The sequence below is a fragment of the Psychrobacter immobilis genome (genome assembly GCF_003148585.1).
Classification (GTDB): domain Bacteria; phylum Pseudomonadota; class Gammaproteobacteria; order Pseudomonadales; family Moraxellaceae; genus Psychrobacter; species Psychrobacter immobilis.
Genome location: NZ_QGGM01000008.1, coordinates 109,671 through 134,180, shown reverse-complemented (window position 1 = coordinate 134,180; position 24,510 = coordinate 109,671). Strand labels below are relative to the sequence as shown.

Annotated in this window: 22 protein-coding genes; 13 read left to right on the top strand and 9 right to left on the bottom strand. The window is 43.2% G+C overall.

What is annotated here, in order from left to right:
- The first annotated feature begins 160 nt into the window (after positions 1-160).
- Positions 161-1,402: a nicotinate phosphoribosyltransferase gene (gene pncB / locus C8D84_RS08275; RefSeq protein WP_087815655.1), complete on the top strand. Its 1,242-nt coding sequence runs from the start codon at positions 161-163 to the stop codon at positions 1,400-1,402.
- A gap of 12 nt (positions 1,403-1,414) precedes the next feature.
- Here pncB and xseB read toward each other — a convergent pair whose 3' ends face one another.
- The 3 genes from xseB to C8D84_RS08260 form a co-directional block, all read right to left on the bottom strand.
- Positions 1,415-1,663, bottom strand: a complete 249-nt coding sequence (gene xseB / locus C8D84_RS08270) for an exodeoxyribonuclease VII small subunit (protein ID WP_045446121.1) — start codon at positions 1,661-1,663, stop codon at positions 1,415-1,417.
- A 62-nt stretch (positions 1,664-1,725) separates the two neighbouring features.
- Positions 1,726-3,240, bottom strand: a complete 1,515-nt coding sequence (gene xseA, locus C8D84_RS08265; RefSeq protein WP_087815653.1) for an exodeoxyribonuclease VII large subunit — start codon at positions 3,238-3,240, stop codon at positions 1,726-1,728.
- 233 nt (positions 3,241-3,473) lie between these two features.
- A complete protein-coding gene (locus C8D84_RS08260; protein ID WP_045446124.1) occupies positions 3,474-3,842 on the bottom strand; it encodes a hypothetical protein in 369 nt (122 codons plus the stop codon).
- A gap of 314 nt (positions 3,843-4,156) precedes the next feature.
- Here C8D84_RS08260 and C8D84_RS08255 point away from each other — a divergent pair, with 314 nt between their 5' ends.
- The 11 genes from C8D84_RS08255 to purF all read left to right on the top strand — a co-directional run bounded on the left by C8D84_RS08255 (position 4,157) and on the right by purF (position 15,346).
- Positions 4,157-4,816 carry an alpha/beta hydrolase gene (locus tag C8D84_RS08255; RefSeq protein WP_087815651.1) on the top strand — a complete coding sequence of 220 codons (660 nt, stop codon included), beginning with the start codon at positions 4,157-4,159 and terminating at the stop codon, positions 4,814-4,816.
- Positions 4,817-4,944: 128 nt separating this feature from the next.
- A complete protein-coding gene (zapE, locus tag C8D84_RS08250) occupies positions 4,945-6,045 on the top strand; it encodes a cell division protein ZapE (protein ID WP_087815649.1) in 1,101 nt (366 codons plus the stop codon).
- Positions 6,046-6,294: 249 nt separating this feature from the next.
- On the top strand, positions 6,295-6,879 hold the full coding sequence (locus C8D84_RS08245) for a nitroreductase family protein (protein WP_407691879.1): 585 nt from the start codon (positions 6,295-6,297) through the stop codon (positions 6,877-6,879).
- Positions 6,880-7,056: 177 nt separating this feature from the next.
- The gene (locus tag C8D84_RS08240; RefSeq protein WP_109591403.1) at positions 7,057-8,352 is read left to right on the top strand and encodes an NAD(P)H-dependent glycerol-3-phosphate dehydrogenase; all 1,296 of its coding nucleotides are present in this window, start codon (positions 7,057-7,059) and stop codon (positions 8,350-8,352) included.
- 84 nt (positions 8,353-8,436) lie between these two features.
- Positions 8,437-8,895 carry a SixA phosphatase family protein gene (locus tag C8D84_RS08235; protein ID WP_109591401.1) on the top strand — a complete coding sequence of 153 codons (459 nt, stop codon included), beginning with the start codon at positions 8,437-8,439 and terminating at the stop codon, positions 8,893-8,895.
- A 140-nt stretch (positions 8,896-9,035) separates the two neighbouring features.
- Entirely contained in the window at positions 9,036-10,292 is a 1,257-nt protein-coding gene (gspL, locus tag C8D84_RS08230) for a type II secretion system protein GspL (RefSeq protein WP_109591399.1), read from the top strand.
- A 48-nt stretch (positions 10,293-10,340) separates the two neighbouring features.
- A complete protein-coding gene (gene gspM / locus C8D84_RS08225) occupies positions 10,341-10,925 on the top strand; it encodes a type II secretion system protein GspM (RefSeq protein WP_109591397.1) in 585 nt (194 codons plus the stop codon).
- Between the two features lie 165 nt (positions 10,926-11,090).
- Positions 11,091-11,636, top strand: a complete 546-nt coding sequence (locus C8D84_RS08220) for a DUF4870 family protein (RefSeq protein ID WP_228244518.1) — start codon at positions 11,091-11,093, stop codon at positions 11,634-11,636.
- Between the two features lie 182 nt (positions 11,637-11,818).
- Positions 11,819-12,859 (top strand): quinone-dependent dihydroorotate dehydrogenase, encoded by a 1,041-nt coding sequence (locus C8D84_RS08215; RefSeq protein WP_109591395.1) that lies wholly within the window; start codon positions 11,819-11,821, stop codon positions 12,857-12,859.
- Positions 12,860-12,995: 136 nt separating this feature from the next.
- On the top strand, positions 12,996-13,493 hold the full coding sequence (locus C8D84_RS08210; protein ID WP_045446136.1) for a CvpA family protein: 498 nt from the start codon (positions 12,996-12,998) through the stop codon (positions 13,491-13,493).
- A 317-nt stretch (positions 13,494-13,810) separates the two neighbouring features.
- A complete protein-coding gene (gene purF / locus C8D84_RS08205; RefSeq protein ID WP_055124190.1) occupies positions 13,811-15,346 on the top strand; it encodes an amidophosphoribosyltransferase in 1,536 nt (511 codons plus the stop codon).
- A gap of 182 nt (positions 15,347-15,528) precedes the next feature.
- On the opposite strand, the gene C8D84_RS08200 is transcribed toward purF, so the two are convergent.
- The 6 genes from C8D84_RS08200 to yajC form a co-directional block, all read right to left on the bottom strand.
- Positions 15,529-15,894: an AzlD domain-containing protein gene (locus tag C8D84_RS08200; RefSeq protein ID WP_087815638.1), complete on the bottom strand. Its 366-nt coding sequence runs from the start codon at positions 15,892-15,894 to the stop codon at positions 15,529-15,531.
- A complete protein-coding gene (locus C8D84_RS08195; protein WP_407691878.1) occupies positions 15,884-16,615 on the bottom strand; it encodes an AzlC family ABC transporter permease in 732 nt (243 codons plus the stop codon). Before C8D84_RS08195 ends, C8D84_RS08200 begins: the two co-directional genes overlap by 11 nt.
- Before the next feature lie 142 nt (positions 16,616-16,757).
- Complete coding sequence (locus C8D84_RS08190) at positions 16,758-18,179, bottom strand: MATE family efflux transporter (protein WP_109591393.1); 1,422 nt, start codon at positions 18,177-18,179, stop codon at positions 16,758-16,760.
- Positions 18,180-18,492: 313 nt separating this feature from the next.
- Positions 18,493-19,755, bottom strand: coding sequence for a protein translocase subunit SecF (gene secF, locus C8D84_RS08185; RefSeq protein ID WP_087815635.1), 1,263 nt, complete (start codon positions 19,753-19,755; stop codon positions 18,493-18,495).
- A 9-nt stretch (positions 19,756-19,764) separates the two neighbouring features.
- A complete protein-coding gene (gene secD, locus C8D84_RS08180; protein WP_055124186.1) occupies positions 19,765-21,642 on the bottom strand; it encodes a protein translocase subunit SecD in 1,878 nt (625 codons plus the stop codon).
- Between the two features lie 580 nt (positions 21,643-22,222).
- Positions 22,223-22,552: a preprotein translocase subunit YajC gene (gene yajC / locus C8D84_RS08175; RefSeq protein WP_045446152.1), complete on the bottom strand. Its 330-nt coding sequence runs from the start codon at positions 22,550-22,552 to the stop codon at positions 22,223-22,225.
- A gap of 545 nt (positions 22,553-23,097) precedes the next feature.
- Here yajC and C8D84_RS08170 point away from each other — a divergent pair.
- Positions 23,098-24,381, top strand: a complete 1,284-nt coding sequence (locus C8D84_RS08170; RefSeq protein ID WP_109591391.1) for a CNNM domain-containing protein — start codon at positions 23,098-23,100, stop codon at positions 24,379-24,381.
- The last annotated feature ends 129 nt before the right edge of the window (positions 24,382-24,510 follow it).

The window sequence follows — 24,510 nt, the reverse complement described above, 5'->3', positions numbered from 1 at the left end:
GAGACGTTAATGGAGCAAAAAACATTCTCGCGGTCGGGCTTGGCCGTCTTTAGTAGGAATCCCCCTCCTTTGAGGGCGGGGAGGAAGTCAAAGTTATGTATACCTATTTCGTCGCTGGATTTGTTTGGCGGCTTTTCATTTTTGTATTTAAGGCTGTAACATGACCGTTACTCATACCTCTAAACCTTTCGAACCTATTATTACCTCTTTACTCGATAATGATTTATATAAATTTACGATGCTGCAAGCCATGCTGCATCAGTTTCCACAGACACATGGTGTGTATCGCTTTCGCTGCCGTAATAATAAAGACACGCTGTATCCATTGGCTGATATTAAAGATGATCTAGAGCAGCAGTTAGACAATTTATGTGAATTACGATTTTTAGAGGATGAACTAGAGTACTTACGTGGTTTGCGCTTTATGCGCTCAGACTTCGTTGACTATCTAGAATTGTTTAAGTTGAAACGTCGTTTTATTACCGTCAGTACGGATGATAAAGGTCGCTTATTTATCGATATCGAAGGACCGATGATTCAAGCGATGTTCTTTGAAGTGTTTGTACTCGCCATCGTTAATGAGCTGTATTTTGATGCGCTATCGAATGCCAGTGTGATTGAAGAAGGGCAGCGCAGATTGGATGAAAAAGTCACATTGTTGCATCAATATGCGACAGAGCAGGCAAAATGTGATGCTAATACCCCGCCATTAATTATCGCTGATTTTGGTACTCGTAGACGTTTTAGCAAAGCTTGGCAAGCCCATGTGGTTGAGACTTTGCATAAAGCGGAACCAAAAATAGTGAGCGGTACTTCCAACGTGTATTTAGCAAAAAAGCTGGGAATGACGCCAATCGGTACGATGGCACATGAATTTATGCAGGCATTTCAGGCTTTGGATGTGCGTTTACGTGATTCACAAAAAGCGGCGCTTGAAGCGTGGGTGCATGAGTATCGAGGCGATTTGGGTATTGCGCTGACCGATGTCGTTGGGATGGATGCGTTTTTACGTGACTTTGATTTGTATTTCGCTAAGCTGTTTGATGGTTTACGTCACGATAGCGGTGACCCGTATATCTGGGGTGATAAGGCGATTGCTCATTATAAAAATCTTAAAATAGACCCAAGAACCAAGATTTTAACCTTTAGTGATGGCTTAGATTTGGATAAAGCTTGGGATTTACATCAGTATTTTAAAGGTCAAATAAAGACCAGCTTTGGTATTGGTACCAACCTCACCAATGATATGGGTATCACCCCGATAAATATTGTCTTAAAATTGGTGGAATGCAATGGGCAGCCAGTCGCTAAACTGTCAGACAGTCCAGGCAAGACCATGATTAATAACGACACGTATCTTGCCTATTTGCGCCAAGTATTTGAAGTCGACGAGCCTGAATAGAATTGACTTAACTTAACTGTCGCTATTCTCTGTTTTATCTTCTTCTTCAGCAAAAGCGGCATCTAGTGCTTGCTGTACCGCATTGATACGGGTTTCGCAAACGCGATAAGCAGCAATCGACTCTTCAACAGTCGTCATCAGATTATCAATATCTGGCTCATCTTGTTGCTGTAATTCAGCGGCATTGGTTTTTAGAATATCATAAGCCGCTTTAAAGGTTTTTGGGGCGGCTTTTTTGCGTTTGCGAGTAGGGGTTGTCATAAGGTTTCCTAATTTTAAAATAAAGTCTTTGATTAAGTTGAATCGACGGTAGGTTGTACTTCTTATTTATTAATATTTACGTCAATAATCTGTGCTTTTGCTTTACCGTCTTTTAAGAGAATGTGCACCGTTTGTTCTGGATGGAGCTGCGTACCGCTGGTCAGTATTTGCTTGTCTTTTGCATCAGTAAGCATGGTATAGCCTTGCTTGAGCACCCGAGAAGGACGGTGCAGGAGCACAATATCACGCAGATGTTCGCTATCACGCTGTGCTTGTATTAACTGCTGCTGTGCGGAATGCATAATCGTTTTTTGGTTATTTTGACTGGCGCTAGCAGCCACTGTTAACTGCTGATAGGCAGCCGCTTGAGTCTGTGTGCGTAGCTCGCTGGTGAGTCTGGCGGCTTGCTTGACTTGGCGCTGAGCGCTTTGCTGAATACTACGCCACGCATAATCACTGTCTTTTTGCAGAGCGGTTAATTGACCAATTGTTTGTGATTGTATTTGGCTCAACTGGCGTGTCGTTTGTTGTGCAGCGGTGCTTAATTGACGCTGAGCAGCTTGTTTTATTTGCGCTTGGTATTGCAGCGTTTGAGTGACGAGCTGGGCTAAATGCGTCATGATAGCGGCAATCACCTTTGATGGGGTATCAAAGCTAGTATGCGCGACTTCATCTAAGATCACTTTATCACGCTCGTGACCAATGCCAACCCAGACAGGGATAGGCTGCTCGGCAACCAATGCTGCCAATTCATAATCATTTAGATAGGCTAAATCACCGACCGCACCGCCGCCACGAATAATGACTAATAAGTCTGGCAGGTGCTTATAAGTATCAAAAAACTGCTGCTGGGCGTTAACGATTGCTTGGCGGATCTCGCTTGGCGCATGATTACCCTGAAAGGTCGCATTATGATAATGGAAATGACAGGCACCTGTGCGCGCTAAGCGATCAGCGTCGGCTTGAAAATCGCCTAATCCAGCGGCTTTTTCAGGGGCAATGACCAGCACATGCTCAATATCAAATGGAACAGGCAGCTGTTGATTCAGGTTTAATAAGCCTTCTCCCGTCAAGCGGTCGACCATCTCTGCATACTGCCGCGCCAAGTCGCCTAACGTGTAGCTAGGGTCAATATCTTCAATAGTGAGAGAGAAGCCATATTGCGCATGGAAGCCTGCGGATACTTTGAGCAATACTGTCAAATCACGATCAAGGGGCATGCCAGTTGCGCGCTCAAATTTTGCTAAGACGCGTGCTGCTTTAAAGCGCCAAAGATTGCCGCGGCAACTAGCAATGACCTTACCGTCATCATCTTTTTCTGCCAATTCAAAGTAATAATGCCCGCCTTTACTAGATAGATTGCGAATCTCTGCTTTTACCCATACACGGTGGTTAAAGGTCTGTTTGATAACCATATCAACGGCTGATAAATAGTCACTCAACCGCAGAACGGTATCTTCTAAACTGACTTCTATATTGTTTTCTTGCTCAGCTAACTCGGCTTCCAAGGTCGCTAAATCTTTAGCAGGCGCTAATACCTTAGCTGGTTTCATATTTGACAGGTTGGGTTTGCGCATAATAATAGACCAAAAGTGAGGGAGCTTAAAAACGAGCTGTTTATAGAATAAGAGTCATAAAAAATCAGAAAGGATAGTTTACCCCAAAAGCGAGCACACAAAAAGAGAAGCCAACCAGTCAGCGACTAATATATTCTTATCGCTGATTGGTTCGCTAAATACTTTGTTAAATAACAAGATACTTTATTAAATAACGAGCCGCCAAATAAGTGCTTTATGAAATAATAATTATTTTATTGGCAACGAAAGTTGATTTTATACTCGTAATCGTCATCACGTGATAAGTTCGGCGAGCCCGTACCAAGGATCGTACCGAGGACGGCACTGGCTTGCCCAATCATCCGACCGGTATTTTCATCTAAAATACCGTTATAAGTGACTTTGTCATCGACGATAATAACTTGCTTACCTCTGCAAGTCTTTTGTGCGCTGTCTATCGCATTTTGCTGTGCTTTTACTTTGCTATCGGCGATGCCAGTCGTCTCATAAATAGAGTTTGCACGCTGGATAACTGGTGATGAAGGCGTAGTTTGGCAAGCACTTAGGGCGAGTGCTGCCGCCAAAGTAGCAGTCAGTGCAGCGGTTTTATTAATAGTATTCATAAACGATTCCTAATGTCTGTCAGTCATATATAAAGTTGAATATCACAGCAAAGTTGAGGATACGCCATGCACGTATCCGTCCATAGGTGGCTCAACAACTATGATGAATCTACCCTATTCGGCTCTGGGGTGTCTAGTCGGTTATTGTGTGCGGTATTGCAGAGACCGCACATATTCATCATATATTCATAGGCGACGTTTACTTATGATGAGCGAAAATGAAAATAAGCGGTACTATGACACAGCAAATCACTTGAAATATAAACCATATCTAGGATAATTGACCTATTCATTTTTAATCAATAAGTAATTTTATGCCATTAATTCCTGCTCCTGCTGGCGTGCTCGAAGTCGACGCGCTTTGGCAACAAGATAATCCTAACAATCCAAATACCGATACAGTGGCGTTACTGTGTCATCCCAATCCGTTATTCGACGGCACGATGAATAATAAAGTGGTAACGACGATGTATCGCTTTGCTCGTGATAATGGTATGCACGTGGTACGCTTTAACTTTCGCGGTGTCGGGCAGTCGACTGGCGAGCACGATTATGCGGATGGTGAAGTCGTAGATGCAATGACCGTGCTACAATGGATTGCAGAGCAAACCAATGCGCGCAAGTTATGGTTGGGTGGTTTTTCTTTTGGCGGTTATGTGACAGCACGGGTGGCTGAGCAGGTACTTGAAGCCCCTCATATTTGGGGGCTAGGCGATTTTGAGATTACTAAAATCGCCCTTATTGCTCCATCCGTTGAAAAAAATAACAGCAGTGATATAAGCTTGCCAGCCGATAAAACTTTTGAGATTTATGGCAATGCTGATGAAGTGATTGACCCTGATAATATGCAAGCATTTGCGGAGCGATTAGGAATTGCTGTCAGCGTTGTAGAGGGCGCAGGGCACTTTTTTCATGGACGTCTGTCAGAGTTGAAAGGCTTATTAGAAAAGCATACCTTTGGTAGCGACGCTTAGTTGTTACCTAGTAATATTAGGATAGAGAACCGCTATCAAGTCATGAGCTCTGATCGCTTTACTTTGACGAGTTCATGCAGAATCAACCATTACCTTACTATTTATTTTGTCTAATGATGAGTCGTATTATGAGTTTATCTCCATTGCAACGTTACGAGCAAGCCGTCAGTACAGATGAGTTTACTCGAGATGAGCAGCAATTTAAGGCCATGAGCTATCTTGATGAGATACATCATCAGCTCATCAATAGTGCGCCACAGAAGAAAAGCTTTTTTGGCTTTTTAAAGTCCAAGCCGACAGCACCAACGGGGTTGTATATGTGGGGCGGGGTAGGTCGTGGTAAAACATGGATGATGGACATGTTTTATGATTCATTGACCATTGATCGCAAGATGCGTCTGCATTTTCATCATTTCATGCAGCGCGTTCATCAAGAGCTAAACAAGCTGCAAGGTGAGAGTGACCCATTAGAAAAAGTCGCCGACATCATTTATGCAGAAGCGGTTATTATCTGTTTCGATGAGTTCTTTGTTTCTAACGTTTCTGATGCCATGATTTTGGGTGATTTATTTACCATGCTGTTCAATCGTGGTATTACATTGGTCGCCACCTCAAATATTGAGCCATCAGGATTGTATAAAGACGGCTTACATCGTGACCGTTTTATGCCCGCTATCGCTGAAGTAGAGCGTCATACTACGGTGATGAATATCGATTCTGGTATCGACTATCGTTTGCGCGTATTGCAGCAGGCAGAGCTATATGAGTCGCCTATGACGAAAGCGAATCATCATTGGTTAGCCAACCGTTTTGCCAGTTTATCCAATAACCAAAAAATCAGTAATGAGCCAATTACGATTAATGGTCGCGAAATTAGAATTAATGCTCGCACTGAGGATATTTTATTCTGTGATTTCCGTCATTTATGTATGGAGCCACGATCAGCATCTGATTTCATCGAAATCGCCAAGCAGTTCAGCACAGTATTGGTCAATGCCGTGCCTGCCTTAGATGATGACTTACGTGATCCGACCCGTCGGTTTATTTATCTGGTTGATGAGTTTTATGATCGCCGTGTTAAATTGCTGGTTAGAGCGCAGCAGTCGATTTTGGACCTATATCAAGGAGAGAAATTGGCGTTTGAGATTGAACGGACACGCTCGCGCTTACTTGAGATGCAGTCAGAGGATTATTTGCGCATGGAGCATCGGGTCGATGATGCGGCATAATCAAAGCCTCTTCATAGCCGATGATAATCTACAAGTTGTCGATTAAAGCACTCATGGTTTTTCATTCAAGTCACTCACACTCAATATTGATATATATTCGTTTGACATAACGTGTTTTTTGACAGTATTGAGAGCCAACCAAAGCATTGGTTTTTTGCATAAAAAGATAATAATAAATAAGGAGCGGTAATGACTATATCCGACGAAAATGATAAAAAACTGTCGACCAAAGATATCACCACAGACAGTATGCCGATTAGCAGTGAAGAAATGATTGGTTGGATCAATTCAAGGCGCAGTATGGGCAATTTGGATTTGCCCGCACCGACACATGCCCAAATCGAAACAGCGATTGAGTGTGCGGCGACAGCGCCAGATCATAAAAAACTGCGCCCATGGCGTTTTATAGTGACACAGGGGGACGCCCGTCATGAATTGGGCAATGCCTTGGTCGCAGCGGCTCAAGCAAAAGCGGTGCAAGAGGGCGAAACGCTGTCCGAAAAGGACATCGTAAAAACTCAGGCCATGCCATTAAGAGCGCCCGTCATCATCACAGTTGTCACAAAAATACAAGCGCACAAAAAAGTTCCTCCTTTTGAACAAATGCTAAGTGCGGGTGCAGCTGTACAAAACCTGATTTTGGCGCTAAAAGCCCAAGGTTTTAGTACAGTGTGGCGTACGGGACTGCTATGTAATGAAGCTGCTGTTAAATCATATTTTGACGTTGGTCCAGATGATTATGTAACGGCTTTTGTTTATACTGGCACCAGTCCCAAAAATGAACCCGCCCGTAAACCGATTGATATCGAGTCTTTAGTGAGATTTGAGTCATAATATATCTAAGCGCTGTTTAGTGGCGCTTTTCTCTTGACGAATACCGCTCTCTAAGAAGACAGTCGGTCGTGTAGCAAAAAGATAGATAGCCTCAATACTCTAAAGCGTCATAAGTCATGATAAATAAACCATGATAAATTCTATTAATAATAAATTAGCCAATACGGATAACAGCAAATGACCAGCCCTAATGAGAGCAATAAAGACATCAGTAGCGATAATACTGAGGTGAATACGAATGCCCCTGAAAAGCAAAACAGTCTGCTGGCAGGTATCATCGAACGTGCTACCAAATCGGGTATTGGTCGTAAAAAACTCAATCCTAGCGCGGTAGAATCAGCAGTGGCAAAAAACATGGCGGATATTCACAGTAATCCTACCAAGCTACGTTTGGCGTTTTTAGGCGGTGGTAGTTTTGGTACAGCAATGGCAAACTTGGCTGCACGCAATGGCTGTGATACCACGCTGTGGGTACGTAACAAGCGTACGGTAAAGGCGATGATAAAAACGCAGACCAATAAAAAATATTTACCAGGTTATAAGCTTGATGACAGCCTTAAATATAGCCATGACTTGGCAGCAGCCGTCAAAGATAAAGATATCGTTTTTATTGCGGTGCCTGGTTTGGCTTTTCGTGAGACCCTAAAGAATATTGCACCATTTATCAGTGGTCAGTCTATTGTGTCATTGACCAAAGGTATGGAAAAAGATACTTTTGCCATGATGAGCGACATTATTAAAGATGAGCTACCTGAAGTGAATTTTGGTGTCATGTCGGGGCCAAACCTTGCGATAGAGATCATGAAAAACATGCCATCAGCGACCGTTATCGCCAGTGAGTCTGAGCCATTGCGCCATGCCGTACAAGCCGCATTACATAGTGCGTTTTTCCGAGTGTTTGCCAGTGATGATGTCAAAGGTGTGGAGCTTGGCGGTGCGCTAAAAAATATCTATGCGATTGCCATGGGTATGGCGGCAGCCTACGATGTTGGCGAAAATACCAAGGCAATGATATTGACTCGTGCTTTGGCAGAGATGAGCCGCTTTGGGGTTGAGTCGGGTGCGAATCCGCTTACCTTCTTAGGATTGTCTGGTGTGGGTGATTTATACGCCACTTGTAGCTCAGAGCTCAGTCGTAACTATCGTATCGGTAACATGCTCGGTCGCGGTATGAGTATTGAGGCTGCGGTGAAAAAACTCGGTCAAACGGCTGAAGGGGTCAATACCATTCAGCAAGTGCATGAGAAAGCCACCAAGCAAGGCATCTACATGCCTATTACCCATGCATTGTATGCGGTCATTTATGAAGATAAAGCAGCATTAGGTGTGGCGTTACATCTCATGGAAGCGGGCTTCCGTAGTGACGTTGAATTTGTAATGGCACATGATCATAGTAATGCGGCGCTAACTGCGCAGATGAAGACGTCAAGTGATAGCACTGATGATGAAAGTGGCGATACTGACAGTAAGTAAAAACCCCAATGTTAAATGATGACGTTGTTCTAAGAATGATTATTCTGCAAACAACGTCATCATGACAATGCATAAAGGAAGGTTATGAAAATTATACTAGTACGTCATGGTCAAGCAGAAGATGAGTCGCGCTCAGACAGCGTGCGCCAGTTAACTGACTTTGGTCAACAGCAAGCAATGCAGACGGCAGAGTATGTGATGACTCACTATCATCCTGATTATTTTGTCGTCAGTCCCTATGATAGAGCGCAGCAGACGCTAGCAGCATTTCAAACGCGCGCGCCCAAGGTTCCAGCAATCGTACAGGAAAATATCACGCCTTCTGATGATGCGCGTCAAGCTTTAATAGATATTGCGAATATTGACGCTGAGTGTCTGGTAGTGGTGTGTCATATGTCTATCGTTGCTTATATCGCTGGTCTATTAACTGGCGATTATCCTGAATCATTTTCTCTTGCAGAAGCAAGGGTGTTTGAGATGGACTTTGTAATGGCAGGTATGGCGAAAGAGATTGATCGTTTTGTGCCCGAGCAGCCGTATTGAGATTAGGTCGAATCGTCAGTGATACTGTTGGCACTTAGTCTATTGATGCTTAGTGGTGTTAAACTGGTTAAAGAATGAAATTGTCTGAATCCTACCTTATCCTATCTTTAAAACAGCTTTAATAATTAAGGACACGCTTAGTGTTACATGTTTGGTTACGAGCGCAGCATAGCCCGCTAGCTGTCTGGCATGAAGATATTCAGCAATGGCAAACGGTTGATGGTTGGCAACAGCTGCAAACGATCTATGGTAATTATAAAACCAATGCGCAGAAGACTTTGTGTCTATATTTTCCATCAAGCCATATATTGCAGGTAGATACTGAGCTGAATGCGACTCAGCTTAAACAGCTGGGCAATAGCGGCAAGCAATACTTGTTTGAAGAGACATCCTTGACCCCTGTCGAGCAATTGGCGATTCGGCAAATCAGTGAAGCCGATAATCACCAACTATATGCACTGGCGCAAAGCGATATTGAGTCATGGCAGCAGAGTGCTAAGCTCGCTAGCATGAGCATAACGGCGTTACTACCTGATTTTTTATTGCTACCAACGCCAGATGAAGGGGCAGGTCAGCAAGTAACACTGTATCAAGATGAGCACACCATGCTACTGCGTCAGTCATTGCGACAAGGTATGGCTGTCAGTTATTTGCCCTTAATTTTTGAACGTTTCCCGCATTTAAGTGAAGTGAATATATTGCCGCCCATAACGGCTTTAGATGATCTTTCAAAGCCAACAAATTCGGCAATGCCCACGAGCTTTATGGCAGAAACGGCCGCGCTTGTTGCAGATCATCAGTTATTATTAACCACATTGACCACGACGCCCAAGCCTATTGACAGCCCTGAGCGTCACGCGCTTAACTTCTTTATTAAATCAACGGACTCAAAGCTCTCACCGTATTTGCGTGTGGCAGCGATGGTCGCGTTATCGGCACTGGTATTACAGATGGCGACCGATGGCCTGCAGTGGTATCAGTATAATAAGGCGACGGTAGCGACCAAAGCTGAGATTGCGGCGCAGTATCAAGCTTGGTTTCCAAACGAGCCATTAAGCTCGCGCACCAAACTGCAAGTGCAATTGCAACCAAAGCTGCGCAGTGACAGCCAAGCACCAGCCTCTCATATGGCAGCATTGACTCGCATATCCCCGTTAATCAAGCAGTCTTCACTGCGAGCACAAGCGTTAGTGATGCAGCCATCAGCACTCAGCTTTACCTTGATTGCCCCTGATCGTAATAGTCTTGATAAGTTTACGAGCACACTTGTTGCGCAGGGTTTAAATGCCAAGCTTGCACAGGTAAACAGTAATGAACAAGGGCAGTTTAGTGGTCAAGTTACGGTGAATGTCGTAGAAAATAATGACACGACGCAAACCAATGTAGCGGCATCATAATTTATTTGCCAACTAGGCAGTGGTAATAAAAGTCAAAAAGGTTGGAAAATGAAACGATTGCAGCGCCGCACCAAACGTAACAACATCACGCCAGAGACCAGTAACAGTATTGGAACCAATGTGCTGTCAACACGTGTAAATAATTTTCAACAGATGCTATCGTTACGCTGGCAGGCACTTTCGCCGCGTGATCAGTTGGCATTGGCCGTATTGTCTATGTTCTTATTATTGTTCATTGGTGGCTATGGTGGTTATAGTATTCATCAAGCGGCAAACGACAGTAAGCGCGACTATCAAGAGCAAGTGGCTGATTACTTTTGGTTGCGTGCCCAAGCTGGCAATATCGATAGTAATGCGATCAATGCGATCAATGCGGCAAACACGGCGGATGGTGAAACCGCCATGCCACCTGCCAATGCTATCAGTGCATTGTTGAATAACTCAGGTATTGCCAACGCCCAAGTCGTTGCGACAGGTGATGCCGTGCAACTGAGCTTCAATCATGCCAGTCAAGCGGTGGTCAGCACCGCACTTGGCAAACTCGAACAGCAAGGTTGGCAGTTCACTCAGCTATCGATACAGCAAGACTTGGTTACCAAAGCCATTCAAGTACAAGCGACTGTCACCTCATAAATCGATATGCTGTGGAAACTGGAAGTATTTTAATTCTTATCTACTATTGCCCCAAATTAACTGATCATCAACTTCTAAAATAACCATTTGACATTAGCATCATTGAAAAATTGTACGTTTGACACAATTGATTAACTATCACACAGCCAGAGATGGATATTTAAGATGAACCAATCTTCTGATCGCAAACCTGACACGCATAGCCATCAGCAGACCAGAACTGCTGAACACCAGAGTAATGCGTCAGTTGAAGCTGCATTTGATCATGAAATGACTCAGCAAAGGCAGAGCTATGGGGCGAGTGACAATATGAGCACTGGTAAGCGCCGTTCTTTAATCACTTATAATCACATTACTTATTTTTTATACGTAATCAGCTATTTTACCGCTGGATTACTGTGGGTTGTACCAATTGTGATGAACTATGCGAAGCGCCATGATGCAGAGGGTTCGTGGTTGTCCACGCATTTTGATTGGCAGATTAAAACCTTTTGGTATAGCATCGTATTTTTCTTCTTAGGCATTATTATCATTACCTTTGCATTAGGGGGTTTTGGCATCAGTATGCTGGCTGATAGCAATAATATTGCCATTGGTTCGGTATTATTAGCGGTATTTGGCCTGCTAATCATGATTTTTACCTTCATATGGCATCTTTATCGTATCGTCCGTGGTTGGATAGCCCTGATGGATGGTCGTCCTGTACCTTAGGGACTGTAGAATACACCTGTCAGTTCCTTAGCCAATATGTAGGTATAACTATTAGCACTCTAATACAGAAATTTAGCGCATGAAACTTTGCTCTTATTTCTGTTAAGCTGATATAATCGCAGCGCTTGATTTTATTCGCACTATTCACTCACTATTTCTTTCGAGCAGGGTCTGCCATTACTATGTCTTATGCCTTACTTCGCCCTTTTTTGTTTAAGATGGATCCAGAGCACGCCCACGAGATGACCTTATCTTTATTAGATAAAGCTCATAAAGCACGTGTTTTAGGTTTGGTATACGGTCAGTCAATGCAGCCAACAGACTGTATGGGCTTGCAATTCGCCAATCCGGTCGGCCTAGCGGCAGGACTGGATAAAAATGGTGATTATATCGATGCGTTGGCTGAGCTGGGCTTTGGTTTTATAGAAGTGGGCACGGTCACGCCAAGACCGCAAATAGGCAATGATAAGCCAAGGTTGTTTAGAATCAAGCAAGCGGACGCTATCATCAATCGAATGGGTTTCAATAACCAAGGTATCGATTATTTGATCGAAAACGTCAAGCGCTGTCAATACAAAGGCAATATTGGGATTAATATTGGTAAAAACGCCGATACGCCAGTAGAGCAAGCCGCCGATGATTATGTCTACTGTTTAGAGCGTGCTTATCCGCATGCCTCCTATATCACCGTTAATATCTCCTCACCAAATACTAAGAATCTGCGTGATTTACAAAGTGGCGAGGCCTTGACTCAGCTTTTGGATACGATTAAAAATCGTCACAGCCAATTAGCCACTGAATATGGTTTTTATGTGCCACTGGTATTGAAAGTTGCGCCTGATCTAGAGCCGCTACAAGTGGACTATATCTCGCAGCAATTGCTCGATTTTGAGATAGATGGGTTGATTGCGACCAATACAACGTTGAGCCGTGTTGGTGTTGAAGACCTACCTGATGGTGAGCAAGCAGGTGGTCTATCCGGTCGCCCAGTCAGCCACATTAGTACCCAAATTTTACAACAGTTCTCCGATCAGCTAGATGGTAAAGTCGCTTTAATAGGCGTCGGCGGTATTGATAGTGGTGCAAAAGCCGTCAAAAAAATCGAAGCGGGTGCAGATATGGTGCAGCTCTATACGGGGCTCATTTATCGTGGTCCTGGGCTGGTACAGTCTTGTATTCAAGCAATCGGTGGCTATTACGACGCGATGGAGCTAGAGCTATAGCGGATCAGTATTCCTAACTCATTATCTATCAGATGCACAAGACGACTGTATTTTGAGCTGAGTCATCAAAGATTAATGTGTCACAAAAACGAAAGTAAACATCCGATAAAAATCAATAAGGTATGAGGCGTAGAACATGAGTGGTCTGGATATCGTGATTGCTATTGTTGTTTTGATCGGCTTATGGCGCGGCTTTCAAGTCGGATTGATTAAAACTGCGGTTGGTCTAGTCGGTTGGTTTATTGCCCTGATCGCTGCCACACGTTTGGCAGGAGTAGTTTCGCCGCAACTATCAGGCATGGTACAAAACCCTGTTTTACAAATGGCAATGGCATTTTTATTGGTGGTGATAATCATATTGGCCATCATGCACTTAGTGGCATTTGTATTCTCAGGCGTGCTTAAAACCTTACGCTTGGGTGTCGTTGACAAAATGGCAGGTGGTGTACTTGGTGCTGCTAAAAATGTACTGATGGTCTTAGTTGTGCTTAGCGTCAGCGCGCCGTTACTGGTGCAAATGCCACAATGGCAAACGTCAGTGCTCGCGCCTGAGCTATTGCCTTATGCCCCGATGGGTAAAGCATTGGTCTCAGATGTGTTAGGTATGGCTTGGGATCAAGTCAATCAATCGTAAGTATTTTTACGGTTAGCCTTTAATGTCTCAATGATTCGATGCTGATAGCTTGGGTTTATGGTGCTAGAGGTTATCGCCTCTATCATATCTTCTTTGTAAGTTATCCTTGATAAAAAATTATTTAATCGCATTTAGAGACCACAAATGCCAATAAATAGTGCATTTTGCTAATAGTCAAAAGATAAATATTCGTTAAATTCTGAACAACAATCATCAGGTCGTCGGTGAGTAACAGTACGCATTTTTGATAATCTACTGTTAGCAGTCTTGCCACTATTGTAGTACTAATTAATGAGTCAAAATAGGATATAGCTATTATGTGTGGAGTCATTGGAGTTGCAGCTCACGAACCAGTCAATCAGATTCTTTATGACGGTTTGACGATGCTACAGCATCGTGGGCAAGATGCAGCGGGTATTGTCACTTTGCAAGATGGACGACTCTATCTACGTAAAGAAAATGGCATGGTACGTGACGTATTTATGAATCGTCATATGATGAAATTGGTTGGTAAGTTTGGTATTGGTCATGTGCGTTATCCAACAGCAGGCACGTCAAGCAGTGCCGAAGCTCAACCATTTTATGTCAACTCACCTTATGGTATTACCCTTGCACACAATGGTAACTTGACCAATGCTGAGAGTTTAGCCAAGTCTTTATACATCGAAGATCGCCGACATCTTAATACCGATTCAGATTCAGAAGTATTGCTAAACGTACTTGCCCATGAAATGCAAAACTTGGGTAAAACCAAAGCAACGCCTGCTGATATCTTTGAAGCAGTCACGGCTGTATATGGTCGCGTCGAAGGCGCTTATGGCGTGGTCGCTCTGATTACTGGTCATGGTTTGCTCGCATTTCGTGATCCAAACGGTATTCGTCCGCTTATTTTCGGTAAGCGCATGGCACCGAATGGCGGCACCGAGTACATGGTTGCCTCAGAGTCAGTGGCACTGACCGGATCAGGATTTAGTATTATCCGTGATGTAAAACCTGGCGAAGCCATATTCATTGATTTAGATCATAAATTACACACTCATCAGTGTGTTGAGCAGCAAGAATACACGCCTTGTATCTTTGAATATGTGTATTTTGCCCGTCCAGATTCTATCATGGACAACATCTCAGTTTACAAAGCACGCTTACGTATGGGTGAAAAGCTGGCTGATAAAATCCTTGCTGAATGGGGTGAAGATCACGATATCGATGTGGTGATTCCTATTCCAGATACCTCGCGTACGTCAGCGATGGAGCTGGCACTAAAAATGAATATTAAGTACCGTGAAGGGTTTATGAAAAACCGCTATATCGGTCGTACCTTTATCATGCCAGGTCAACAACAACGTAAAAAATCAGTTCGTCAAAAACTCAGCGCCGTACCACTTGAGTTCAAAGGTAAAAACGTACTGTTGGTTGATGATTCTATCGTTCGTGGTACCACTTGCCATGAAATCATCCAAATGGCACGCGATGCTGGTGCGAATAAAGTATTTTTTGCTAGCGCCGCGCCACCAGTTAAATATCCAAACGTCTATGGTATCGATATGCCAGTACGCAGTGAGCTTATTGCCTCAGGTCATACGGTAGAAGAAGTACGCGATATCATCGGTGCTGATAGATTGATTTTCCAAGATTTGGACGACTTGATTGATGCAGTAAAAGATACCAAGTACAGCAAAGTTGAAGGTTTTGATTGTGCCGTATTTAATGGTTGCTACATCACTGGGCAGATCAATGAAGCGTATCTTGAGCACCTACAAGAGCAGCGCAATGACACTGCTAAGACAGGCAAAAAAGGCGTACAGATAGTGGCTGATACCCCAGTTGATATGATGGGCGTCGAAGAGCTTTAAGTTATCAATTTCTTAAAAGTATCAGTTTTTTGCAGTACTTTTAGAAAGTAAAAGGCTGGATTCTCATAAGAATCCAGCCTTTTTTTTGTTTTAAATATAGTTCAATTACAGGGTTTAAAATTATTCATATGATCTAAATGCTGTCATCCATTCACGTGTTTATCAGTTTTCTACGACACGCCCTAGTATCCACTTAAAAAATTAGTAAATACCCATAGCAAGCCATTAATGGCGGCGATGCCAACGACCATACTGACCAATAACTGACGGCTGATATGATAAACGAACAACACCAAAATAAGGGCACCAATTTGTGCCATCAATAAATGCAGTTCAGCACTATCTAGCCCAGTCGTTGCCGATAAATTTTGATAAGAAAGGCTGGTTAAAATAAGCAATACCATGACTGATAGCGGCAAGCTCTCATTGAGCCGATGCAGCCAAGGTGTGTCTAACAACTTTCTAGGTATTAAGGCGGGTAGCGCACGGGTAATAAAGGTCACGGCGGCCATCGCAAAGGTTGCGAAAATAAGGTAACTACTGGTCATTGTTGGCTCCCGTTATATTACGCTGCGTCCAAAATCCACGAGCTAAAATCAATAGCATACAAATGGTGATCGCCACCAATAACAACCAATTGCTAGTAAATAAGGAGGCCACCGCTAAAGAAATGACAGCAATAGCAATGGGGAAATAACGTTTGATACTTTGGAACTGCTCATAAGCTAAGATTGCAAACAGACAGACTAAGGCAAAATCCAAATGTGGTACCAAATCGCTCAGAGTACTGCCGATCATGACACCAACCGTGCTCGCTAGTACCCACCAGCTTTGATTAAATAAGCTCAATGGTAGTATCAAAGCTTGTCTTGACTCATTAGGTAAACTGGTCATAACAGAGAAAGTTTCATCAGTCAGGGCAAATAGGCAATAGGTTTTGGCAAGCTTATGTTCTGGTAGGTATTGCAATAATGGCATACCATAAAATACATGACGTAAATTAATAGCGGCAATATTGGTTGCGATGCTACCAATCGGTAAACCAGCGCTCAGCATTGGCAAACAAGCATATTGAGCGGCGCCCGCATACAGTACAACACTCAACATAATCGTTGCCCACACAGGGATGCCGGCAACTTGTGCCAGCACACCAAAGGCGATACCCGCAGGTAAATAGCCCATCGCCACAGGTAGACTTTTTTTGAAACCCGCCGCCCAGTCGTAGCTGGTCTCATGGTGTTGATGTAATTCTTTTGAATGAGTAGTCACATGACATCCTAATTTTTGCTGTTTTTTGATTATTATTAATATTTTGCTGAAAGATTAATGTTAGAAAACTGGTTTTAAAATGAAGACAAGCCCGAGCAATGGCAAAAACACCCTAGAAAAAATGCACTTCATCTAAAGAACATTACACAGACGGCTGGAGCTTTTCATAGCTGGCTGTTTGATGAGCTCGGTACAAGAAGCCACCCAAAATAATCAGCCGAAGTAATAACAAACACCACACGCTTAGCCAAATACCAGTCATATCCCACTGTTGGTAGAGCACCCAGCTAAGTGGAAAAAAGATAGCGGCGAGTATCAAAGCTGCGTTACGAATCACATTGCCGGCAGTTAAGCCAAAAAATATACCATCTAGCCAATAGGCACCAACGCCAACGAGAGGTAGTAATACCGCATAAAGATGGTACTCATATGCCAGCGTAAAAACGGACTCAATATTGGTCATAAATTGCAAATATGTTGGCATCGCCAGCCACCATATCGCACTTAACATGATGGCTAGACCATAACTGACGATACCGGTACGCTTGACGATAGTACGAAAACGTGGCCAATCCCGTCGTCCTGCTGCTTGACCGCTTAACGTCTCAGCCGATACTGCCACGCCATCAAGAGCAAAGGCCGAGATACTTAATACTTGAAGCAAAATAGCGTTGGCGGCTAGGATGACGTCACCACTTTGAGCTGACAAGCGGGTAATCCAAGCGAAACTCAACGTCAAGATCAGAGTACGGATAAAAATATCTTTATTTAATGAAAATAGCCTAAGCATTTTTTCTTTAGAAAAATGTTGCTTGTCGGCAGTGAATAAGGCTTGCCAAGAGATTTGCAAATGCTGACGGCTGAGCCACAACGCTAGTATCACGCCTAGCCAAAAGGCAATAGTGGTTCCTAACGCCACCCCAACCAATCCCATCTGCATAACGTAAACAAAAAACAAGGTTAGAATGATATTCAGCATAGCGATAAAGCCTTGCTGGTAAAGCATGTAGCGAGTCTTACCTTGACCAGCAAACCAACCAATAAAGGCAAAGTTCATTAGCTCAGCGATGACGCCCCAAAAGCGTACATCCAAATAAGTCTTTGCCGCTTGCCCACTTTCGGGGTTGGCTGATAGGGCTTGCAAGCCAAAATCTATCAACCAAGGCTTTGCCAGTAACAGAATGCTCCCGATAGCAAACGCTAATAACAAGGCACGTTGCAAGATTGATAGTAGGGGTGATTGAGTTTGGCTTGACGATTTTGTGGTATGAGTAGAATTATCAGCATGATTGACCGATTGTCCTAGCGCTTGAGCCGATAGCCCAGACGAGGCATATTGTAAAAAGTTAAAACTCACGAGTAATAAAGACAATAACTGTATCGCCAAGCCCATACCAGCAAGTTTAGCCGTGTCATTCATGTTACCCACGATCGCGGTATCGATAACGCTTTGTAGTGGCATGGCTAGGTTGGCCAATAACACGGGCAACGCAATAGCAACGATGCGCGCATAGCGAGTATCAATCGGTGGCATAGCACTAGGTGGCGAGGTGGTCATTGGCATTTTTGGCTCGTTTATCGCTGAAAAACAAGAAGGGCGGAGTTAGTGTCATTAACGCTATGACATTACCGTATAGTCAATTCACTATAAAGGCATTACGGCATTAACTTTACTTGAAGTATGGCTTATATATTTGTACTTTGTTGCCTTGACTCTATTTTAAATGGAGTTAGCTCTAATAGGTGTGATATTCAAGGCAAAAATAGCTACAAAGACAAAAGCACCTAGACTCATTATTCACGAGTCAGGTGCTTTTTTTGAAGCTTTCTTAAATACTATCTTAGCTAGCGATTAGCTTGAGAAAGTATAAAATTTATTAAGCATTGTCTTGTTCAAACATTTTTGGATCATTGAAAGTGACAATTTCTTCTTCAAACTCAGGTTTTACTTTCACAATAAAGTCATCGCGTGATAGACCCATACGTAATGGAATCGAGCTTGCAATATACGTTGATGAGTAAGTACCGGCAAGCAGACCAATGAAGAGCGCTACTGAGAACCAGAACAGTCCATCGCCGCCTAAGAATAGCATGGCAAGTACGACGAGTAAAACAGTGGAAATGGTCATAATGGTACGGCGCAACGTTTCGGTCAAAGACAGGTCAACGGTCTGGCGAGGTGTGATACCACGGACACGACGAAAATTCTCACGAATACGGTCATACACAACAATTGTATCATTGATAGAATAACCAACCAGTGCCAAGACGGCCGCCAAGACGGTTAAGTCAAATGGGAAACCAAATAACGCAAAAACACCAATGGTCACGATAGCATCATGAAACAGCGATAATACCGCACCAAGAGCGAGTTTAAATTGGAAACGTAAGGCAACATAGCCCAACATACAGACCAATGCTAATACCAGTGACATGACTGAGTTTAGATAAATTTCATTACCAACTTGGCTGCCAATAATATTAACGTTACTGATTTCAACATTATTATTAGGCAGGGTTAATGCTTTAGTCAGGCTACTATTTAGGCCGTCTACGTTATCAGACTGTGGTGGCAAGCGTACGAGGAGTTCTTCTCGCGTACCAAGATATTGTACCACGGCATCATCAAAGCCATTATCGGCCAATGCTTGTACGACTTCAACTTGTTCGACAGGTTGCTCGTAACGCACATCTGCGGACACACCACCCGTAAAATCAAGTCCTAAGTTTAGACCGTTTACTGCAATTGCAATGATACTACCAATAACCATCAATAGAGATAAAAGTGCCATTGGCTTTTCTATCTTCATAAACGGAATAATACGCTGGTTGCCAACGGCTTTGATACCGCCTTCAGCGATTGCAGCCGCATCATCAGCGGCATCACCCGATTCTACATCAGGATTGGCTGCTTGGGTGGTCAGTGCTTGACTGTCTTTACCCGCATCCTTACTGCCGCTCAGAGCTTTGCCTTTTTTTGATTTAGCGGTAGTTGGGTTATTGGCTTTGGTATTACTACCTTTCCCATCACGGCGTGGTTTTTTACGGCGGTGTGTGCTTGCCTCAACATTTGAGCCACTTGAACCATCTCGATCTGGATTATTCTGCTGTTCTAAAGGATTGTTCTTATCAATCGTCATAATGTTCTCCTAACCGATGCTCAAACGTTTGATAGATTTACGCTTACCATAAGCAATTTGTACCAACGCACGTGTCACCATAATAGCGGTAAACAGTGAACTGACAATACCAATAGCCAATGTAACCGCAAAGCCTTTAATCGGACCCGTGCCAATTGCAAATAGAATAAAAGCAATCAATAGGGTGGTGATGTTGGCATCGAAAATACTACTAAAGGCTCGATCAAAACCTGCCACGATGGCGGATTTGGGCCGTACCCCGTTTGCTAGCTCTTCACGTATTCGCTCAAAGATCAGTACGTTGGCATCGACGGCCATACCGATGGTCAAAACGATACCAGCAATACCAGGCAAGGTAAGTGATGAGCCTAAGATTGACATAATAGCAATGATGATAATAACGTTTACGGCCAGCGCCACGTTGGCAATCACACCAAATAGACGATAGAATATAATCATAAACGCAAACACTAATAGATAACCGACTTGCGTAGAGAATAGACCTTTATCAATATTGTCTTGACCTAATGATGGGCCAATAGTGCGTTCTTCTACAAAGTACATCGGTGCGGCAAGTGCGCCTGAGCGTAGTAGTAGTGCAAGCTCGGCAGCTTCAGCGCTACTATCTAGACCAGTAATACGGAAGGATGAGCCAAGGACCGCTTGAATATTGGCACGGTTAATGACTTTGGTCTCAGCATAAGGCGTTCTAACTTCGACAGTTTCGCCAGTTTCTGGATCTTCTTCGTAAGTGATTCTTTGCTTGTTTTCGATGAACAATACAGCCATCTGTTTGCCAACGGCGGTACGAGTGGCATTTTGCATGAGCTTACCACCAGCACTATCTAAAGTAATGCTGACTTCAGGAGAGCCGCTTTCATCCACACCAGTTTGAGCATTAGTGACTTTATCACCCGTGACAATCGCTTGACGTTCAAGCAGTACCGGCGGACCATCAAGCGTCTCAAACGGGAAAGCTTCGGTACCCGCTGGAGGGATGCCGCCCGTATAGTTTTCGCTGTCTTCAGCAACCATACGGAACTCAAGGTTTGCAGTGCGCCCTAAGACACGTTTTGCCTCAGCAGTATCTTGTACGCCAGGAAGCTCGACGACGATACGGCTAGCACCTTGAGACTGTACTAAAGCTTCAGTCACACCAAGCTCAGCAATACGATTGCGAAGGGTGGTCAAGTTTTGATTGACCGCATAGCTATTGATTTCATCAAGCGTTGCATCGTTGTACGCTAAAATCAGTGCAGGACCTTGCTCATCAATAGAGGATTGCAAGCTAAAGGTATTGCCCATTGAGCCTTGCAGAACATTCTGTGCACGGTTACGAGCATCTGTATCAGCGAAATGTAATACCACACTTCGATCTTCTGTCTTAATGCCTTTGATCGCAATTCGCTCAGCACGTAGCTCGCGACGCATGTCACGACTGGCACTGGTCAAACGCTGTTCAAGCGCCTTGTCCATATCGACTTCTAGTACAAAACGCACACCGCCACGCAAATCAAGGCCGAGTTTCATCGGTTTTGCCCCGATATCACGTAGCCACTGCGGCGTCGTTTGCGCCAAGTTAAGCGCGACGACATAGTCTTCGCCCAAGTTTTGACGCAGTACTTCCTGAGCTTTGAGCTGATCGACTGGATTGTCAAGACGTACCAGTGCACTGTTGCCCTCAAAGGTTCCATCATGGTTATTGATGCCAGCCTCTTCAAGCAAGCTTTGAGACTCAGTCAAGATACCTTCAGACAGCTGTGTACCTGCAGCGGCGCTTGTAATCTGCACGGCAGGTTCATCAGGATAGAGGTTAGGAGCAGCATATAGACCGGCAATGATTAGCACGACGGCAATAAGTAAGTATTTCCAAGCGGGATATTGCATAATCACTTCTTTAGGTTGATAAACGACTGGCGACGTAGGCCACAAGTTAGCAGATGGGAAGTTAGCGATAGCAATGGTTGAGTGCTGTATCTAGCAGTCGTCATCATGCACCATTGCGATCATCCGCGATGATAGTAAAACAGTAGAGCAAATAATACAGACGTATCTTTATATAGTCATCAAAAATATATAGTCAGCAAAATATCACTGATAAAATCAATAAAGACGGCATGGTCAAAAGCATAAACATAAATTGTCTATACTCTATGAGACTGTTTTTACATCATTGCTCTATAGCGAAAAATGACCGTAAATAAGGTACGGTCATTCTTAGGCACTGTATTAATCACTATATTTATTAATGACAGATGAGGGCGTGTCCTCAATTCAATCGATTATCCTCTAAATGGGCTAAAAATGGCTAAATTTTGCCAAACATCGTCAAATAGCTTATTAATATCTCGATATTATTTAAGCTACTTTCCTTGTTTAACAGCAATTTATTTCATTTTTACCACCATTTTTAAAATGAGGACATGCCCTAGTAATCATCAATAAAACGCGACTAATATTTCAATCATTAAACGCTTTCGATTGTGCCAGCAGGTAACACTGAAATAACAGAAGCACGTTGTACTTTGACATCAGTATTATTGTTTAGGCTGACCACAGCATAGTCACCTTCAATGGCTTTGATGCGACCCATCAAACCACCAGCAAAAATGATTTCGCTACCGACAGTCAATGCATTGACCATGGCACGATGTTCTTTGGTGCGCTTAGACTGTGGACGAATCACTAAGAAGTAAAAAATCGCAAAAAAAGCAACAGGCAATAGTATTTGACTAAATAGTGACATCGCACCAGCAGCTTCTGGTGCAGCATGGGCAGCTTGAATAAATAACAACATAATTTCTCTCAGTAAGTCATAGATAATAATAAAATTAAACGCATAGTAACAAAAAATCCCAGACTTGGTAACTGTTAATCATAGGCTGAGTATGTTTTTCTTAAGGTAATGGCATGCTAACGGTCATTACTTTTTGCGGCAATATTTTTGCCACCTCATATAAGTAACGCCAAGGCGCTGAGAGTATAACAAAATTCAAGCAGCGAATGGATGCTAGGTAGCAGTAGCGTAGCAAAAGGTGTGGTCAAGGATACCAAAAAACAAAGACTTAACAATAGCGTCTTATTGTGAAATGACATCATCAATGCTACTATCAAATGGCAATAATTCCCTGCATTTAGCACACGGTTTATTAGTATATAATAGATCCTATTATCTGCTGCTAAATCAGTTTTGAGCAGCGAGTTACCATCGTTTTAGCAGATAACTAATAGCTAATTAATCATGTTGTTTGCTTTTAATGATTTAGTATCGTTTGCTCATTATATTATAATTATCCCTTTTACTTTTTTCTGTTTAGGTTACCTAACTTGTTTACCACTTTTATGTTTGTACCTCGTTTATGTCGTCCGCGCGCTTGTAAAGAAGCGTCTGCTAAACCTCCTCCGACATCACGCTATTCAAAGCGTCTTCGTCGTACCAATTCAATTGCTGGGTTATCAGCGCTGACGGCGATGCTGCTATTGCCATATCCAGCTTTTGCCGCTGAAGCGTTAGCAGAGCCGACCGCGATCAGTGTGTTATTACTCATACTTTTTGTGGTTGTCGCCATCGGTATCTCGTTTGTCTGTTCATTGGCTGAGTCTGCATTACTGAGCATGACGCCGTCTTATATCGCTGATGTTCAAGAAAGCAATCCGAAAAAAGCAAATATGCTAAGACGCTTAAAGGTTGATAATATCGATCAGTCATTGGCGGCTATTTTGACTTTGAATACAGTGGCTCATACATTAGGTTCTATCGGTGCTGGTGCCCAAGCCACGATTGTGTTTGGTAGTGCATGGTTTGGACTGTTTTCTGCCATTATGACCTTGGCTATTTTGTTTTTATCTGAAATTATTCCAAAAACGCTTGGGACACTGTACTGGCGTCAACTAAGCGGTATGGTCGCTTATTTCGTTCGAGGCATTATCCTGCTGTTGTATCCACTTATTTGGATCTCAGAAAAGTTAACCAAATTGCTAGTACGTGGCAAAGAACCCCAAGCATTCAGTCGTCGTGAATTTGCGGCACTTGCCAGTATCGGTGAAGAGTCAGGACAGATTGATCCATTAGAATCGCGCATTATTCGCAATTTACTGGCATTTGGTGCGATTAAAGTCGAAGATATCATGACCCCGCGTTCGGTGATGCTGGCGTTTGAAGAAAACAAAACAGTCGCTGAATTATTGGTCGATCGCCCAAAATTGACGTTTTCACGACTGCCGATTTATGATGGTGACTTAGATAACATCACAGGTTTTGTATTAAAAACAGACATGTTATTAGCCAAAGTAAACCATGCGATGCACAAGCCATTGACTCAGTTCAAACGTGACATTACTTTTGTTTTTTCAAAAATGAAACTGTTTGATTTGTTAGAGCTGATGCTAAAAAACCGTATTCATATTGCGATTACAGTGGGTGAGTATGGTGAAGTCAAAGGTTTGGTTACTTTAGAAGATGTGTTTGAGACGCTATTGGGACTTGAGATTGTGGATGAAATAGACCGCGTCGAAGACATGCAAGCACTGGCTCGACAAATGATGGACAGACGAGTAGAGCGATTGGGCATGAAGCTTAGTGATGATGAACAACAATACGAAGATAATAGTACGGACGCTAAGTAAGCTTCCGTTTGGCTTATTAAATTGAGATTGGATTGACAGGAAGTGAATCAAAACTGGAGCGAAAACTGAGTCGTGTACTGCGTAAGTGGCTCAGTTAGTATATTTTGTATTTATGACAACGATGGGCAG

Excerpts from the sequence above, each read along its gene's own strand:
- pncB (WP_087815655.1), top strand. The coding sequence starts at position 161 with ATGACCGTTACTCATACCTCTAAACCTTTCGAACCTATTATTACCTCT.
- C8D84_RS08235 (WP_109591401.1), top strand. The coding sequence starts at position 8,437 with ATGAAAATTATACTAGTACGTCATGGTCAAGCAGAAGATGAGTCGCGC.
- gspM (WP_109591397.1), top strand. The coding sequence starts at position 10,341 with ATGAAACGATTGCAGCGCCGCACCAAACGTAACAACATCACGCCAGAG.
- purF (WP_055124190.1), top strand. The coding sequence starts at position 13,811 with ATGTGTGGAGTCATTGGAGTTGCAGCTCACGAACCAGTCAATCAGATT.
- C8D84_RS08260 (WP_045446124.1), bottom strand. The coding sequence starts at position 3,842 with ATGAATACTATTAATAAAACCGCTGCACTGACTGCTACTTTGGCGGCA.
- yajC (WP_045446152.1), bottom strand. The coding sequence starts at position 22,552 with ATGTTGTTATTTATTCAAGCTGCCCATGCTGCACCAGAAGCTGCTGGT.
- C8D84_RS08215 (WP_109591395.1), top strand. The coding sequence starts at position 11,819 with ATGTCTTATGCCTTACTTCGCCCTTTTTTGTTTAAGATGGATCCAGAG.
- C8D84_RS08170 (WP_109591391.1), top strand. The coding sequence starts at position 23,098 with ATGTTTGTACCTCGTTTATGTCGTCCGCGCGCTTGTAAAGAAGCGTCT.
- C8D84_RS08190 (WP_109591393.1), bottom strand. The coding sequence starts at position 18,179 with ATGCCAATGACCACCTCGCCACCTAGTGCTATGCCACCGATTGATACT.
- C8D84_RS08255 (WP_087815651.1), top strand. The coding sequence starts at position 4,157 with ATGCCATTAATTCCTGCTCCTGCTGGCGTGCTCGAAGTCGACGCGCTT.
- xseA (WP_087815653.1), bottom strand. The coding sequence starts at position 3,240 with ATGCGCAAACCCAACCTGTCAAATATGAAACCAGCTAAGGTATTAGCG.
- secF (WP_087815635.1), bottom strand. The coding sequence starts at position 19,755 with ATGACGATTGATAAGAACAATCCTTTAGAACAGCAGAATAATCCAGAT.
- C8D84_RS08220 (WP_228244518.1), top strand. The coding sequence starts at position 11,091 with ATGAACCAATCTTCTGATCGCAAACCTGACACGCATAGCCATCAGCAG.
- zapE (WP_087815649.1), top strand. The coding sequence starts at position 4,945 with ATGAGTTTATCTCCATTGCAACGTTACGAGCAAGCCGTCAGTACAGAT.
- C8D84_RS08240 (WP_109591403.1), top strand. The coding sequence starts at position 7,057 with ATGACCAGCCCTAATGAGAGCAATAAAGACATCAGTAGCGATAATACT.
- xseB (WP_045446121.1), bottom strand. The coding sequence starts at position 1,663 with ATGACAACCCCTACTCGCAAACGCAAAAAAGCCGCCCCAAAAACCTTT.
- C8D84_RS08210 (WP_045446136.1), top strand. The coding sequence starts at position 12,996 with ATGAGTGGTCTGGATATCGTGATTGCTATTGTTGTTTTGATCGGCTTA.
- C8D84_RS08245 (WP_407691879.1), top strand. The coding sequence starts at position 6,295 with ATGCCGATTAGCAGTGAAGAAATGATTGGTTGGATCAATTCAAGGCGC.
- secD (WP_055124186.1), bottom strand. The coding sequence starts at position 21,642 with ATGCAATATCCCGCTTGGAAATACTTACTTATTGCCGTCGTGCTAATC.
- C8D84_RS08200 (WP_087815638.1), bottom strand. The coding sequence starts at position 15,894 with ATGACCAGTAGTTACCTTATTTTCGCAACCTTTGCGATGGCCGCCGTG.